A 13,803-nucleotide genomic window follows, 5' to 3' on the forward strand; every position below is an offset into this window, starting at 1 on the left:
TATGAATATTTTTAAAAACAAATTTAATAAAAAAGCATTCACGCTTATTGAAATGTTACTGGTTTTGCTAATAATAAGTTTATTATTAATATTAATTATACCTAATATAGCTAAACAATCCTCGCATATACAGACTAAGAGTTGTGAAGCACAGCTTAAAATGATAGATAGTCAAATTGAAGCCTATAGCTTAAAGTTTAATAAGAAGCCATCTACTATGGAAGAACTCGTTAATGAAGGTTATATTAAAGAGAATCAAAAGCAATGTAAATCAGGCACTTTAATATCAATTGACAATGGTGAAGCAGTTGCTAGTTAGTAAGGGATTTACTTATGTTGAAATGTTATTTGTTTTAAGTATTATAAGTATACTTATATTTTTACAAACGCAGCGAGTAACTTTTGACAAAAATGAGTTGAGTTCAGCTAATTTAAAAGTAAATAATTTAATTATGCAATTTAATTATTTAAAGTCTAAAGCAATCAAAGATCAACAGTCTATAACATTGTTATTTAATGACTTTTCTACTCAAATCCGCGTAAAAGAACAAACTATGAAAAATTCTACTATTGATTTACCTCCCCATACGTATATACATCCGCGTACAAATTTAAACTATATTAACTTTGATAAAAACGGAGAGGTAAACAAATTTGGTTCGTTATATCTGAGTTTCGATAAATCTTTATATAAAATTATATTTCACATAGAAAAAGGACGCTTGAGATATGAGAAAGTATAATTTCTACGGTTCATTATTTATAGATGCGTTATTGTCTTTTTCAACAATAATTTTGATATGCATGTTGTTTATTCCCATGATGTTACAACTTTCTAAAGAAGTCCAAAACAAAATAACTGATATGGAGATGAAGAGGGTTATATTAAACTCACTATATCATTATGACAGATCAGCTTTAAAAAAAGGAATAGATTTAAATTCTTATCATTTAAAGCTGGCTAATCAAAAACTTTGTATAATAAAAAAAGGAACGAAATATGAAAAATGCTATGGTAAAAAAGATTAAAGCATTTACGTATATTGAAGTTTTGTTCGCACTATTAATTACTATATTGATATTTACAATACTGCCTTCAATATTTAAAACGACGCACTTTATCGAATCACATTTTACAAATCAAATAAACCTAGATTTAGAATTTTTTGCTGCTGATTTAACGCGTGATTTATTAAAAAAAGATTCTCAAATTATAGTAAATGACATACGAAAAAATACAGTAGTCATAAAAAATAATAATAAAGATATGATATATGAATTAAAAAATGATAAGATTATAAAAAGTATTAACGGTAAAGGAAATATAACTTTATTAAACAACGTTAAATCTGCTGAATTTAAAGTAATCAATTTTAAAACTTTAAAAATTAATCTACAGATAATTGAAAAAGGGAATTTCTATGAAAGACAATTATATATTTAACAATAATGCATACATCTATCCTTTTGTGCTGGTAATATTTATGCTATATTTATCTTTAATTACAATTTATGTATTTCAGATTGGGATACAATTAAAAACTTTAGATAACATAGAGAAATATTATGAAAATCAAATTAATTTATTTATGAAGAAGGAAGATATTTTTGAATAACATTAAAATGGAACCGTTGATATTAATTGGATTTATGGGAACTGGTAAGACAACTTTAGGTAAATATCTTTCAAAACATAATCAACTATCCTACATTGACTTAGATGCGTACATAGTGCAACAAGAAAATCAGTCTATACCAAATATTTTTAAACAAATAGGTGAAGCAGGTTTTAGAGAATTGGAATATAAGTATCTAAAAGAATGTATAAACCACTATAATATTATTTCGACTGGTGGTGGAATTATTGAAGGTGATCAAACATTCGACTTTTTAAAACTACAAAGAAGAGTAATATGGTTAGATTGTGACTTGAACATTGTTTATAATAGAATCAAAAATGACAGCAATAGACCTAATGCAAACAATAAATCTCTTTTTGAATTAAAAAACTTGTATTCTTCAAGGGTTTCAAGATATAATGAAATCGCATTCATAAAATTAAATAGCAGTAAATCTCTTCACTCATTGCAATGTGAGATTATGGAAGAGGTAGTTTGCGAATGATCAGTATTGGAGAGAATGGTTAGTTATAATAGTTATAACTTTAGTCCGTCGCCGAAGGTGCAAGTTTAACGAAACTCTCAGGCAAAAGGATAATACTGTGACGCATTCCTGGAGAATTTAAACAGGGTAGCTTAGTCTACCCTGTTTTTTTAATATATTTACTTAAATAATAGGAGGTTTCTTCATGTCTAATGAACTGAAAAAAACACCGCTTTATCAAACTTTTGTAAACAGCGGTGCTAAAATCGTAGAATTTGGTGGATGGGCTATGCCAGTCCAATTTTCAAGTATTAAAGAAGAACATAATGCTGTTAGAACAGAAATCGGTTTGTTTGATGTAAGTCATATGGGTGAAATTCTGATAAAAGGTAGTGATGCTGCAAAGCTAGTACAATATCTCCTTTCTAACGATACTGAAAATTTGACTACTGATAAAGCTCAATATACTGCACTATGCAACGAAAATGGCGGTATTATTGATGATTTGATCACATATAAATTAGATGAAAATCTATACTTATTAGTAGTAAATGCTGGTAATACAGATAAAGACTTTGCTTGGATGAAAGAGAATGCCGAAAAATTCGATGCAGAGGTAATTAATGTTTCGAATGATTATGGTCAATTAGCAATTCAAGGTCCAAATGCACGTGACTTAGTTCAACAACATGTTGATGTAGATGTATCTTCAATGAAACCTTTCGAATTTAAACAAAATGTAGCATTTTACGGTAAAAACGTAATTTTATCACAATCAGGATATACTGGTGAAGATGGTTTTGAAATTTACTGCGATGCTGATGATGCCCCTTATTTATGGAATAAACTATTAGAACATAAGGTTGTGCCATGTGGTTTAGGAGCTAGAGATACATTAAGGTTGGAAGCTGGATTACCTCTACATGGGCAAGATTTAAGTGAAGATATCACACCATATGAAGCCGGAATCGCATTTGCAGCCAAACCATTAATTGAAGCAGACTTCATTGGTAAAAGTGTTCTTAAAGAGCAGAAAGAACACGGTTCAAAACGTAGAACAGTCGGTTTAGAAATGATTGAAAAAGGTATTCCTAGAACTGGCTATGAAGTATTGGATTTAGATGGTAATCAAATTGGAGTGGTTACTTCGGGTACCCAATCACCTTTAACTGGTAAATCAATCGGTTTAGCTTTAATTAATCGTGATGCTTTTGAAATGGGGAAAGAAGTGTTAGTTCAAGTAAGAAAGAGACAAGTAAAAGCAAAAATTGTTAAGAAAAATCAAATAAGTAAATAATACAAAGGGGTGTTACTGTGAGTCATCGTTATATTCCATTAACAGAGCAAGATAAGAAAGAAATGTTAGAAACCATTGGTGCAGGTTCAATTGCACAATTATTTGGTGATGTGCCTAATGATATATTATTAAACAGAGAATTAGCTATCCCAGACGCTGAGGCTGAGACTTCATTGACAAAGCGTTTAAGTAGAGTTGCAAGTAAAAATATCACTAAAGAAACACACACTTCATTTTTAGGTGCAGGTGTATACGATCATTACGCACCAGCAGTAGTAGATGCGATGATTTCTCGTTCAGAATTTTATACTGCATATACGCCGTATCAGCCAGAGATTTCACAAGGTGAATTACAAGCAATTTTTGAATTTCAAACATTAATATGTGAATTAACCGAAATGGACATTGCAAACTCATCTATGTATGACGGCATTACAAGTTTTGCTGAAGCATGTATTTTAGCTTTTAATCAAACGCGTAAAAACAAAATCGTAGTTTCTAAAGGATTACATTATCAAGCATTACAAGTTTTAAACACATATGTAAAAACACGAGAAGAGTTTGAAGTCGTAGAGGTAGACTTAGATGGCACTATTACAGATTTAGAAAAATTAGAAGCAGCTATAGATGACGACACAGCAGCAGTAGCTGTGCAATATCCTAACTTCTATGGTTCGATTGAAGATTTAGAAAAAATCCAATCATTTATAGAGGGTAAAAAAGCCTTGTTTATCGTTTATACCAATCCTCTAGCTTTAGGGTTACTAACGCCTCCAGGTAGTTTTGGTGCTGATATTGTAGTAGGTGATACACAACCGTTTGGTATACCTGCACAATTTGGTGGCCCTCATTGTGGTTTCTTTGCTACAACTAAAAAATTAATGCGTAAAACACCTGGTCGTTTAGTAGGACAAACAGAAGATGCAGATGGACATCGTGGCTTTGTTTTAACATTACAAGCACGTGAGCAACATATACGTCGTGATAAAGCCACTTCAAATATTTGCTCAAATCAAGCATTGAATGCATTAGCTTCCTCAATTTGTATGTCTGCTTTAGGAAAAGAAGGTATTTATGATATCTCAGTACAAAACTTTGAAAACGCAAACTATGCAAAAGAACAATTTAGACAAGCAGGTTTAGAAGTGTCAAATGGAACTTCGTTTAACGAATTCGTAGTAAAATTTGATAAACCAGTTAAAGATATCAATGATGCACTTATACAAGAAGGAATCATTGGAGGTTTCGATTTAAGTGACGTAACAGAATCATTTGAAAATCATATGTTGATTGCTGTAACAGAATTGAGAACAAAAGATGAAATTGACACATTTGTTAAGAAAGCAGGTGAACTAAATGGTAGTAAGTAAATCGAGTCCATTAATATTTGAACGTTCTAAAAAAGGCCGTTATGCGTATTCATTACCTAAAAAAGAAATAGATAATGGTGCTGTTGAAAATTTATTAGATGATAAATTCATTAGAAAAAATAAAGCTGAACTACCAGAAGTTGCTGAATTAGATTTAGTGAGACATTACACAGAGCTTTCAAATAAAAACTTTGGTGTAGATTCAGGGTTTTATCCATTAGGTTCGTGTACTATGAAATATAATCCAAAAATAAATGAAAAAATTGCTAGAATCCCGGGATTTGCAGAATCACATCCATTACAAGATGAATCACAAGTTCAAGGCTCTTTGGAGATTATTCATAGTTTACAAGAAGAGTTGAAAGAAATAACAGGTATGGATGAAGTAACGTTACAACCTGCTGCTGGCGCACATGGTGAATGGACTGCTCTAATGATTTTCAAAGCATATCATCAAAAGAATGGAGAAGGTCATCGTGATGAAGTTATTGTTCCTGACTCTGCACACGGAACTAACCCAGCTTCAGCTGCATTCGCAGGTTTCAAGTCTGTAACTGTTAAATCAAATGAACGCGGCGAAGTAGATATTGATGACTTAAAACGTTTAGTTAATGATAAAACAGCAGCTATTATGTTAACAAACCCTAATACTTTAGGTATTTTTGAAAAAAATATTATGGATATTCGTAATATTGTTCATGAAGCTGGCGGATTATTATATTATGATGGTGCAAATTTAAATGCCATTATGGATAAAGTTAGACCAGGCGACATGGGATTTGACGCAGTGCATTTAAACTTACACAAAACGTTTACAGGACCACATGGTGGTGGTGGACCAGGTTCTGGACCAGTAGGTGTTAAAAAAGAACTTGCGAGCTTCTTACCAAAACCAATGGTTGTTAAAGAAAATGATATTTATAAATATGACAATGATATAGAAAATTCTATTGGCCGTGTTAAGCCTTTCTATGGTAACTTTGGGATTTATTTAAGAGCATATACTTACATTCGTAGTATGGGAAATAAAGGCCTTGAAGAAGTTTCTGAAGCTGCCGTATTAAACGCGAATTATATTAAAGCAAGGTTGAAAGAGCATTTTGAAATACCTTACAGCCAATATTGTAAGCATGAATTTGTGTTAAGCGGCTCTAAACAAAAAGAACATGGTGTTCGTACATTAGATATGGCTAAACGTCTATTAGATTTTGGTGTACACCCACCGACAATCTATTTCCCACTTAATGTTGAAGAAGGTATGATGATTGAGCCAACAGAAACTGAGTCAAAAGAAACTTTAGATCACTTCTGCGATACAATGATCCAAATCGCAAATGAGGCTAAAGAGAACCCAGACGTTGTATTAGAAGCACCGCATACAACTATTATTGATAGATTAGATGAAACAAAAGCAGCAAGAACTCCAGTGTTAAAGTTTGAAAACCTGCGTTCAGAAAAAGAATAGTCAGTTTACACTAACCAATGATAGTATATTAAATCTATATAAATGTAAAAATCGGACTGGTATAAAACCAGTTCGATTTTTTGTGCAAAATAAAAAGCGTAGTCAACATCAAATGTTAACCCGCTTATTATTTAAAAGCTATAAAGTTATTTTTTAGATTTAATTTTACCAGTCCATTTTTTATATCCACCTTTTAACATGTAGATATCCGTGTAGCCGTTTTTCTTTAAAGTTCTGGCTGCTCGATAACTGGCAATGCCATTCGCATCACAAAGATAGATAGGTTGATCTGTTCGTAAACCTTGGAATCTTTGTTTAAACATTGTAATTGGAATATTACGTGCACCATTGATGTGTCCGTAATCATAATCCACTTTTTCTCTTACATCAATAACTTGAGCTTTGCGCAAACCATCATGGAACTCATTTTGGTTTAATTCTGTGACTGCTCTTTTATTTAGAAGATAATTGATTAGCATGTAAGCGATGATAATTATTAAAACTGCTAACGCTATAAACCAAAAGTTACTCATCTTGCATCCTCCCTAATTAACCGATATTATATATTATAAGACTGTTAGCACAATTTATCAAAATATTTTTCTTACGATAAATAGTTATTGCTGACAAACTTGGACAATTATTGAAAACGATAACACAAAATTGCTGTTATCACAATTTAATTTAGCGATAGGAGTTTTGAAAGTGACAGAAACATGGAATTTTATAAATACTGGTAGCAAAGACCCATATTATAATATGGCAATGGATGAAGCTTTACTTAATTTTGTATCTAGAGGAGAGATAGATCCAGTAATTAGATTTTATACATGGGACCCTGCGACTTTATCAGTTGGTTATTTTCAAAGGCTAACTAAAGAAATAGATATTGAAAAAGTGAACGCTAAAGGTTATGGCCTTGTACGCCGTCAAACAGGCGGTAGAGGGGTGTTACATGACAAAGAGCTTACATATAGTGTTATAGTCCCAGAATCACATCCTGAGATGCCTTCAACAGTAACTAATGCATATAGAGTTATTTCAGAAGGATTGCTAGAAGGTTTTAAACATTTAGGCTTTGATGCTTCTTTTGCTATTCCAAAATCAAAAGAAGAAAGAGCGAATTTAAAGCAACCAAGAAGCGCAGTTTGTTTTGATGCGCCTAGCTGGTATGAATTAGTCGTAGAAGGGCGTAAAATTGCTGGAAGTGCACAAGTTCGCCAAAAAGGAGTTATCTTACAACACGGTTCCTTGTTACAAGATGTAGACATAGATGACTTGTTTGATATGTTTGTATTTAAAAATGATCGGCTTAAAGATAAAATGAAGCAAGCATTTGTAGAAAAAGCTGTGGCAATTAACGATATTTCAAATCGTCATATTACTATAGAAGAGATGGAAGTAGCATTTGAAATAGGCTTTAAAAAAGGATTGAATATTGACTTTAAACCATTAGTACTTAATGAAAAACAACAAAATGAAATAAATGAGTTAATTGATAAATATAAATCTGACGAGTGGAATTACCGTAAATAGTTTGGTATACGTTGTTCATTCAATAAATTAAAGTAATATAGGTTTACAAAATATTTTTTAAAATATCTAAATTGTAAAATGAACCCCGAAAAGGTATCTATTTAAAAGAAACTTTTCGGGGTTCATTTGTAAAACCGTATTTCCAAAACGATTGTTATTTTTTCTTTTTATTTTGTCTTTTATACTTACGTTGAGCACGTTTGTATTTACGCTGATCTTCAGTTAAGAAGAAGAAATAGTAGATTGCGTATATAATACCACCAAAAATGGCTAAGCTAATGACCATTCTTACAAAACTGAAGATAAAAGCATCAAGATTGAGTACTAATCCTACGATTGCAATTGCGATAACGATGTAAAATATTGCTTGTTTCAACTAAAACACTCCTATGTGATTGTTAACTTTGATTATCTTTAATACTGATAGTTGATAAAGATTTTTGTCCTTTTTGAATCTTTTTCTTATCTTTGGCGTCGTAACCATCTTTAATATCACTAAACGCTGAATTTAAGTCTTTGTCCAATTTAGTTATATTTTTATTTTTGGTTTTATCTTCACTATCCATCTTTTCTTTATCGACATCGCTTTTATATGTCGTAAATGCGCTATTCATCTTGTTTTTAATATCTACAAGTTTATCTTGTACTTTTTTATCACCTTTATTTTTTGATACATCACTTTTAATATCATTATATTGATCAATTACTTTAGCGATATCTTGATAATATGTAGAAGATGCTTTTAAATTAGCTGCTTTCTTTTTATTGCTTTTCGCTTTACCAATATCCTTTTTATCTTTCTCTAGCGCTACAATTTTATTTTGCTCTTTGCTAATTTCTTGTTTTAATTCTTGAATGTTTCCCTTTAACTTATGATTTTCATCGCGAAGTTTGGTCGTCTTTTCTTCTAAAGGACCAAGATTTTGACTTCCGCAACCAGCAAGTATACATGAAGCACATAAAATAGCCACTATTTTTTTCTTCATAACTCTCTCCTAATTCAAAAACTATAAATTTATACAATAATTATGCTATCATTTTAATGTATAAAAAGAAAATGTACAAACTTATTGTATAGGAGGATGACAAATGACAAGAATTGAAAAATTAAATAGCGCTATTAAATCAAAACATTTAGAAGCGGTAGTCGTACTTTCTGACTTTAACAGACGTTATTTATCCGGTTTTACTAGTACAAGTGGCGCGTTAATTATTACGAAAGATAACAACTTATTGCTTACTGATTTTAGGTACATTGAACAAGCGACTGCTCAAGCCCCAGAATTTAAAATCATCAAACAAGAAGGAAGCTTAATTGATGAAGTCAAAAAGCAGCTTGAAAAGTTAGACGTACAAAATGTTGGATTTGAAGGCAACTTAGTCAGCTACGATACATATCTTCAATTGAGTAAATCATACATTAGTTTAATTAGTATTTCAGGTATGATAGAAAAAATACGTGAAGTTAAAGATGAATCAGAAATTGAGTTGATCCAAAAAGCAGCAGATATAGTTGATGAAGCATATGAATATATTTTAACTGTGGCAAAAGCTGGTATGACTGAACAGCAACTAAAAGCAAAATTAGAAAGTAAAATGTTAGAACTAGGTGCTGAAGGAACTTCATTTGAAACAATTGTAGCTTCTGGTGAACGTGGTGCGCTACCTCATGGTGTTGCTAGTGATAAAGTTATAAATTCAGGAGAATTAATTACATTAGATTTCGGTGCATATTACAAAGGGTATTCATCAGACATCACTCGTACATTTGCGATAGGTGAGCCTGATCCAAAACTCAAAGAAATATATAATATTGTGTTAGAGGCAAACCAAAAAGGCATTGACGCCGCTAAAAAAGGTATAACTGGTAAAGCATTAGATGCTATCGCTAGAGATTATATAACCGAAAAAGGTTATGGTGAGGCGTTTGGACATTCGCTTGGTCATGGTATTGGATTAGACGTTCACGAAGGTCCTAACCTTTCTAGGAAATCAGATACGCCATTAGATATAAATAATTGTGTTACAATTGAACCTGGTATATATTTAGATGGATTAGGTGGCGTTCGTATTGAAGATGACATTTTAATTAAAGAAAATGGCTGTGAACGCTTTACTAAATCTCCCAAAAACCTTATTATTTTATAGAAGACCTTATAATTGAGGAGGAAACTGAATGATTTCGGTTAATGATTTTAAAACAGGCTTAACAATATCAGTAGATAATGGCATTTGGAAAGTTTTAGATTTCCAACATGTTAAACCAGGAAAAGGTTCTGCGTTTGTACGTTCTAAGCTACGTAATTTAAGAACTGGTTCGATTCAAGAGAAAACATTCAGAGGTGGCGAAAAAGTAGAAACTGCTATGATTGAGAATCGTCGTATGCAATATCTATATGCCGATGGAGATACGCATGTTTTCATGGATAATCAAACATTTGATCAAACAGAGCTACAAGGAGATTATTTACAACACGAATTAAATTTCTTAAAAGCAAATATGGAAGTCCAAATTCAAACTTACGGTAATGAAACACTTGGCGTTGAATTACCAAAAACAGTTGAACTTGTAGTAACAGAAACTGAACCAGGTATTAAAGGCGACACAGCAAATGGTGCCACTAAATCTGCTACAGTAGAAACAGGATATACATTAAATGTCCCTTTATTTGTTAATGAAGGTGACACACTTGTAATTAATACTGGTGACGGCAGTTACATTTCTAGAGCCTAATATTTTTATTATTTAAAAATGACATGTACTTAAAGTAATGAGTAAAAACCTTTCCAATATATTGGAAAGGTTTTTTATGGTTATTATAAATATAAAAGGTTATATTAGATAATATAATGTTTATGAATACTATAATTTCTATAATTAAACTGTTAAATTATAAATACTTAACTTTATATTTAATGTTCAATTTGAGTATGATTTAGTGCGTTCAAGTGCGCGATAAATCAAATGAAGTGTGTTGAACTATTATCAAGCCTAAAGTATCATTAATAACAATGTATTTATAGTGTAAGTTACATATGAATAAGAAAGGCTAAGTTACAATATTTTTATTTAATATAAAGATTTCATTTCTTTATTGATTAATCAAAGACAACACATCTTATTTATAAATTTAAGGTTTTTGCAAACTTATAGGCATATAGTACACGATAAAAGTTAATCAGTTTATTATAGAAAGTATGTATATGCTTGAATTGAACATATCACTAAAGTAAAATAAACTAGGTAAATGAAAACAATCTGAAGGAGTCAGTATTTATGAATTTTAAAGAAATTAAAGAATTAATAGAAATTCTTGACCAATCTAGCTTGACTGAAATTAATATTGAGGACAAAGGTAATATTTTAAATTTAAAAAAAGAAAAAGAAACTGAAATTATAACACCTCAAATTTCACAACAACCGATGCAACAAATAACACCACAACAAGGCGTGGCATCAACTCCTGCAGGAACACAAGGCGCTGATGAAACAAGCACAAATAATAACGCAAACACTAATGCAGTAGAAGATAACTTACAAACTATTAATGCCCCAATGGTTGGTACGTTTTACAAATCACCGTCTCCAGAAGAAAGTGCTTACGTGCAAGTTGGAGATTCTGTAACAAATGATTCAACAGTATGTATATTAGAAGCTATGAAATTATTCAATGAAATACAAGCCGAAGTCAGCGGTGAAATTGCTGAAATCTTAGTAGAAGACGGTCAAATGGTAGAGTATGGCCAACCGTTATTTAAGGTAAAATAATGAATAAAATTTTAATAGCAAATCGAGGGGAAATTGCAGTAAGAATTATTCGTGCATGTCATGATTTAGGTTTACAAACTGTGGCTATATATTCTGAAGGAGATAAAGACGCCTTACATACTCAAATTGCTGATGAAGCATACTGCGTCGGCCCAACCCAATCTAAAGATTCTTATTTAAATATCCCAAACATTTTATCCATTGCAACATCTACAGGCTGTGACGGCATTCATCCTGGATATGGTTTTTTAGCAGAAAATGGCGATTTTGCTGAATTATGCGATGCATGTCAACTTAAATTCATTGGACCAAGCTTTGATTCTATTCAAAAAATGGGAATCAAAGACGTAGCTAAAGAAGAAATGAAACGTGCTGCAGTACCAGTTGTTCCTGGCAGTGAGGGGCTTGTTTTAAATATTGAAGACGCGAAAAAAATTGCAAATCAAATAGGCTATCCAGTTATCATCAAAGCTACTGCCGGTGGTGGTGGCAAGGGTATTAGAGTTGCTCGTGATGAGAAAGAATTAGAAACTGGCTTTAAAATGACGCAACAAGAAGCGGAAACTGCTTTTGGTAACAGCGGTTTATACTTAGAAAAATTCATTGAGAATTTCAGACATATAGAAATACAAATTATGGGAGATAGCTATGGCAACGTTGTTCATTTAGGTGAACGTGATTGTACAATTCAACGTAGGATGCAAAAACTTGTTGAAGAAGCACCATCTCCAATATTAACTGAAGAAAAAAGACAAGAAATGGGTAACGCTGCAGTAAGAGCTGCAAAAGCAGTTAATTATGAAAACGCAGGTACTATTGAATTTATATATGACTTAGACTCTAATGAATTTTATTTTATGGAAATGAATACAAGAATTCAAGTTGAACATCCAGTTACCGAAATGGTTACAGGTGTAGACTTAGTTAAACTACAATTGAAAATTGCAATGGGCGAAAAATTACCATTTAAACAGAAAGATATTAAAATTGAAGGACATGCAATGGAATTCAGAATTAATGCTGAAAATCCATATAAAAACTTTATGCCTTCGCCAGGTCAAATCACTCAATATTTGGCTCCAGGTGGATTTGGCGTAAGAATTGAATCTGCATGTTATACTAATTATACAATTCCTCCATACTATGACTCTATGGTTGCAAAACTTATTGTTCACGAACCAACTAGAGACGAAGCAATCATGACAGGTTTACGCGCACTAGGCGAATACCTTGTATTGGGGATAGACACAACGATACCATTCCACGTTCGACTATTAAACAATGATATCTTTAGAAGTGGAGAATTTAATACTAATTTCTTAGAAACATATAATATTATGGATGATGAATCTAATTAGGGGGTAAGTGAAATGGTCAAAGTATCAGAGTCCACACATTCCAATTTAGGGAAAATTGAGATTGCGCCCGAAGTTTTAACAGTTATAGCAAGTATAGCAACATCTGAAATCAAAGGTATTCAAGGTCATTTTAAAGAGTTAAAACATACAAGTATTGAAAATATAAGCAAGAAACAATTAAGTAGAGGTATAAAAGTAGATACAAGAGAAGATGGCATTTATATAGATGTATATTGCACTTTGTCCTATGGAATTAATATCTCAGAAACAGCTAAAAAAATACAACAGGCTATATATAATTCATTAACAACAATGACCACAATTGAACCTAGCCAAATTAATATCCATATCACGCATATCGAACCAATAAATTAAAATTAAATAAAGCAAATTTACTTTATAAATACATTTTGTGAAAATCTGAAATAACCGTTTATTTTGAAATGCGTCCTATTTTTCTATTCACAAATGATTTACAAATAACACTATGCTTAAGGGAGTTTATAATGAGTCGTAAAGAATCGAGAACACAAGCTTTTCAAACTCTATTTCAACTTGAAATGAAAAATAATGAATTAACTATTGATGAAGCAATTAGTTTTATTAAAGATGATAATCCTGATTTAGAATTTGATTTTATCAACTGGCTAGTAACGGGTGTAAAAGATCATGAATCAGTCTTAGATGAAAAAATCCAACCGCATTTAAAAGATTGGACTTTAGATAGATTACTAAAATCTGACCGCATTATTTTAAGAATGTCCACTTATGAATTGTTAAATAGTTCAACGCCACAAAAAGTAATCATCAACGAAGCTGTGGAATTAGCAAAACAATTCAGTGATGATGATCATTATAAATTTATAAATGGTGTATTGAGCAATATTGAATAAAAGAGTGATATA

Annotated in this window: 18 protein-coding genes and 1 riboswitch; of the genes, 15 read left to right on the forward strand and 3 right to left on the reverse strand. The window is 31.6% G+C overall.

Annotation, left to right across the window (positions count from 1 at the left end):
• Position 1 precedes the first annotated feature (1 nt).
• The 8 genes from comGC (at position 2) to gcvPB (ending at position 6,235) form a co-directional block, all read left to right on the forward strand.
• Positions 2 to 319, forward strand: a complete 318-nt coding sequence (gene comGC, locus J5E45_RS01475) for a competence type IV pilus major pilin ComGC (RefSeq protein WP_208181491.1) — start codon at positions 2 to 4, stop codon at positions 317 to 319.
• Positions 300 to 743 (forward strand): competence type IV pilus minor pilin ComGD, encoded by a 444-nt coding sequence (gene comGD, locus J5E45_RS01480; RefSeq protein WP_256093161.1) that lies wholly within the window; start codon positions 300 to 302, stop codon positions 741 to 743. The genes comGC and comGD overlap by 20 nt, the downstream gene beginning before the upstream one ends.
• A complete protein-coding gene (locus J5E45_RS01485) occupies positions 730 to 1,029 on the forward strand; it encodes a hypothetical protein (protein WP_069792151.1) in 300 nt (99 codons plus the stop codon). Before comGD ends, J5E45_RS01485 begins: the two co-directional genes overlap by 14 nt.
• Positions 1,001 to 1,444 carry a competence type IV pilus minor pilin ComGF gene (gene comGF, locus J5E45_RS01490; RefSeq protein ID WP_039068403.1) on the forward strand — a complete coding sequence of 148 codons (444 nt, stop codon included), beginning with the start codon at positions 1,001 to 1,003 and terminating at the stop codon, positions 1,442 to 1,444. The genes J5E45_RS01485 and comGF overlap by 29 nt, the downstream gene beginning before the upstream one ends.
• 179 nt (positions 1,445 to 1,623) lie before the next feature.
• Positions 1,624 to 2,124 (forward strand): shikimate kinase, encoded by a 501-nt coding sequence (locus J5E45_RS01495; protein WP_069792249.1) that lies wholly within the window; start codon positions 1,624 to 1,626, stop codon positions 2,122 to 2,124.
• Positions 2,121 to 2,227: riboswitch (glycine riboswitch) on the forward strand. It overlaps the preceding gene by 4 nt.
• A gap of 81 nt (positions 2,228 to 2,308) precedes the next feature.
• A complete protein-coding gene (gene gcvT, locus J5E45_RS01500) occupies positions 2,309 to 3,400 on the forward strand; it encodes a glycine cleavage system aminomethyltransferase GcvT (RefSeq protein WP_107549069.1) in 1,092 nt (363 codons plus the stop codon).
• Between the two features lie 17 nt (positions 3,401 to 3,417).
• Entirely contained in the window at positions 3,418 to 4,770 is a 1,353-nt protein-coding gene (gene gcvPA / locus J5E45_RS01505) for an aminomethyl-transferring glycine dehydrogenase subunit GcvPA (RefSeq protein ID WP_208181493.1), read from the forward strand.
• Entirely contained in the window at positions 4,757 to 6,235 is a 1,479-nt protein-coding gene (gene gcvPB / locus J5E45_RS01510) for an aminomethyl-transferring glycine dehydrogenase subunit GcvPB (protein ID WP_069792149.1), read from the forward strand. Before gcvPA ends, gcvPB begins: the two co-directional genes overlap by 14 nt.
• Before the next feature lie 146 nt (positions 6,236 to 6,381).
• Here gcvPB and J5E45_RS01515 read toward each other — a convergent pair whose 3' ends face one another.
• Positions 6,382 to 6,768: a rhodanese-like domain-containing protein gene (locus J5E45_RS01515; RefSeq protein WP_039068398.1), complete on the reverse strand. Its 387-nt coding sequence runs from the start codon at positions 6,766 to 6,768 to the stop codon at positions 6,382 to 6,384.
• 172 nt (positions 6,769 to 6,940) lie between these two features.
• Between J5E45_RS01515 and J5E45_RS01520 the strand changes: the two genes are divergently transcribed.
• Complete coding sequence (locus J5E45_RS01520; protein ID WP_069792148.1) at positions 6,941 to 7,771, forward strand: lipoate--protein ligase family protein; 831 nt, start codon at positions 6,941 to 6,943, stop codon at positions 7,769 to 7,771.
• 154 nt (positions 7,772 to 7,925) lie between these two features.
• Here J5E45_RS01520 and J5E45_RS01525 read toward each other — a convergent pair whose 3' ends face one another.
• A complete protein-coding gene (locus tag J5E45_RS01525; RefSeq protein WP_039068396.1) occupies positions 7,926 to 8,147 on the reverse strand; it encodes an SA1362 family protein in 222 nt (73 codons plus the stop codon).
• 22 nt (positions 8,148 to 8,169) lie between these two features.
• Positions 8,170 to 8,757 carry a hypothetical protein gene (locus tag J5E45_RS01530; protein WP_039068395.1) on the reverse strand — a complete coding sequence of 196 codons (588 nt, stop codon included), beginning with the start codon at positions 8,755 to 8,757 and terminating at the stop codon, positions 8,170 to 8,172.
• A gap of 103 nt (positions 8,758 to 8,860) precedes the next feature.
• Here J5E45_RS01530 and J5E45_RS01535 point away from each other — a divergent pair, with 103 nt between their 5' ends.
• The 6 genes from J5E45_RS01535 (at position 8,861) to nusB (ending at position 13,791) form a co-directional block, all read left to right on the forward strand.
• Positions 8,861 to 9,919 carry a M24 family metallopeptidase gene (locus tag J5E45_RS01535; RefSeq protein WP_208181494.1) on the forward strand — a complete coding sequence of 353 codons (1,059 nt, stop codon included), beginning with the start codon at positions 8,861 to 8,863 and terminating at the stop codon, positions 9,917 to 9,919.
• A 28-nt stretch (positions 9,920 to 9,947) separates the two neighbouring features.
• Complete coding sequence (efp, locus tag J5E45_RS01540) at positions 9,948 to 10,505, forward strand: elongation factor P (RefSeq protein ID WP_017724564.1); 558 nt, start codon at positions 9,948 to 9,950, stop codon at positions 10,503 to 10,505.
• Between the two features lie 543 nt (positions 10,506 to 11,048).
• Complete coding sequence (gene accB / locus J5E45_RS01545; RefSeq protein WP_039068393.1) at positions 11,049 to 11,540, forward strand: acetyl-CoA carboxylase biotin carboxyl carrier protein; 492 nt, start codon at positions 11,049 to 11,051, stop codon at positions 11,538 to 11,540.
• Complete coding sequence (gene accC / locus J5E45_RS01550; protein WP_101093760.1) at positions 11,540 to 12,898, forward strand: acetyl-CoA carboxylase biotin carboxylase subunit; 1,359 nt, start codon at positions 11,540 to 11,542, stop codon at positions 12,896 to 12,898. Before accB ends, accC begins: the two co-directional genes overlap by 1 nt.
• 12 nt (positions 12,899 to 12,910) lie before the next feature.
• The gene (locus J5E45_RS01555; protein WP_069792146.1) at positions 12,911 to 13,273 is read left to right on the forward strand and encodes an Asp23/Gls24 family envelope stress response protein; all 363 of its coding nucleotides are present in this window, start codon (positions 12,911 to 12,913) and stop codon (positions 13,271 to 13,273) included.
• Positions 13,274 to 13,404: 131 nt separating this feature from the next.
• Positions 13,405 to 13,791, forward strand: coding sequence for a transcription antitermination factor NusB (gene nusB, locus J5E45_RS01560; RefSeq protein WP_017724560.1), 387 nt, complete (start codon positions 13,405 to 13,407; stop codon positions 13,789 to 13,791).
• The last annotated feature ends 12 nt before the right edge of the window (positions 13,792 to 13,803 follow it).

This window comes from Staphylococcus shinii (assembly GCF_017583065.1).
In the GTDB taxonomy this organism is placed as follows: domain Bacteria; phylum Bacillota; class Bacilli; order Staphylococcales; family Staphylococcaceae; genus Staphylococcus; species Staphylococcus shinii.

Coding starts and splice junctions, on each gene's coding strand:
- comGC (WP_208181491.1), top strand. CDS start 2: ATGAATATTTTTAAAAACAAATTTAATAAAAAAGCATTCACGCTTATT.
- J5E45_RS01485 (WP_069792151.1), top strand. CDS start 730: ATGAGAAAGTATAATTTCTACGGTTCATTATTTATAGATGCGTTATTG.
- comGF (WP_039068403.1), top strand. CDS start 1,001: ATGAAAAATGCTATGGTAAAAAAGATTAAAGCATTTACGTATATTGAA.
- J5E45_RS01495 (WP_069792249.1), top strand. CDS start 1,624: ATGGAACCGTTGATATTAATTGGATTTATGGGAACTGGTAAGACAACT.
- gcvT (WP_107549069.1), top strand. CDS start 2,309: ATGTCTAATGAACTGAAAAAAACACCGCTTTATCAAACTTTTGTAAAC.
- gcvPB (WP_069792149.1), top strand. CDS start 4,757: ATGGTAGTAAGTAAATCGAGTCCATTAATATTTGAACGTTCTAAAAAA.
- J5E45_RS01515 (WP_039068398.1), bottom strand. CDS start 6,768: ATGAGTAACTTTTGGTTTATAGCGTTAGCAGTTTTAATAATTATCATC.
- J5E45_RS01530 (WP_039068395.1), bottom strand. CDS start 8,757: ATGAAGAAAAAAATAGTGGCTATTTTATGTGCTTCATGTATACTTGCT.
- J5E45_RS01535 (WP_208181494.1), top strand. CDS start 8,861: ATGACAAGAATTGAAAAATTAAATAGCGCTATTAAATCAAAACATTTA.
- efp (WP_017724564.1), top strand. CDS start 9,948: ATGATTTCGGTTAATGATTTTAAAACAGGCTTAACAATATCAGTAGAT.
- accB (WP_039068393.1), top strand. CDS start 11,049: ATGAATTTTAAAGAAATTAAAGAATTAATAGAAATTCTTGACCAATCT.
- accC (WP_101093760.1), top strand. CDS start 11,540: ATGAATAAAATTTTAATAGCAAATCGAGGGGAAATTGCAGTAAGAATT.
- J5E45_RS01555 (WP_069792146.1), top strand. CDS start 12,911: ATGGTCAAAGTATCAGAGTCCACACATTCCAATTTAGGGAAAATTGAG.
- nusB (WP_017724560.1), top strand. CDS start 13,405: ATGAGTCGTAAAGAATCGAGAACACAAGCTTTTCAAACTCTATTTCAA.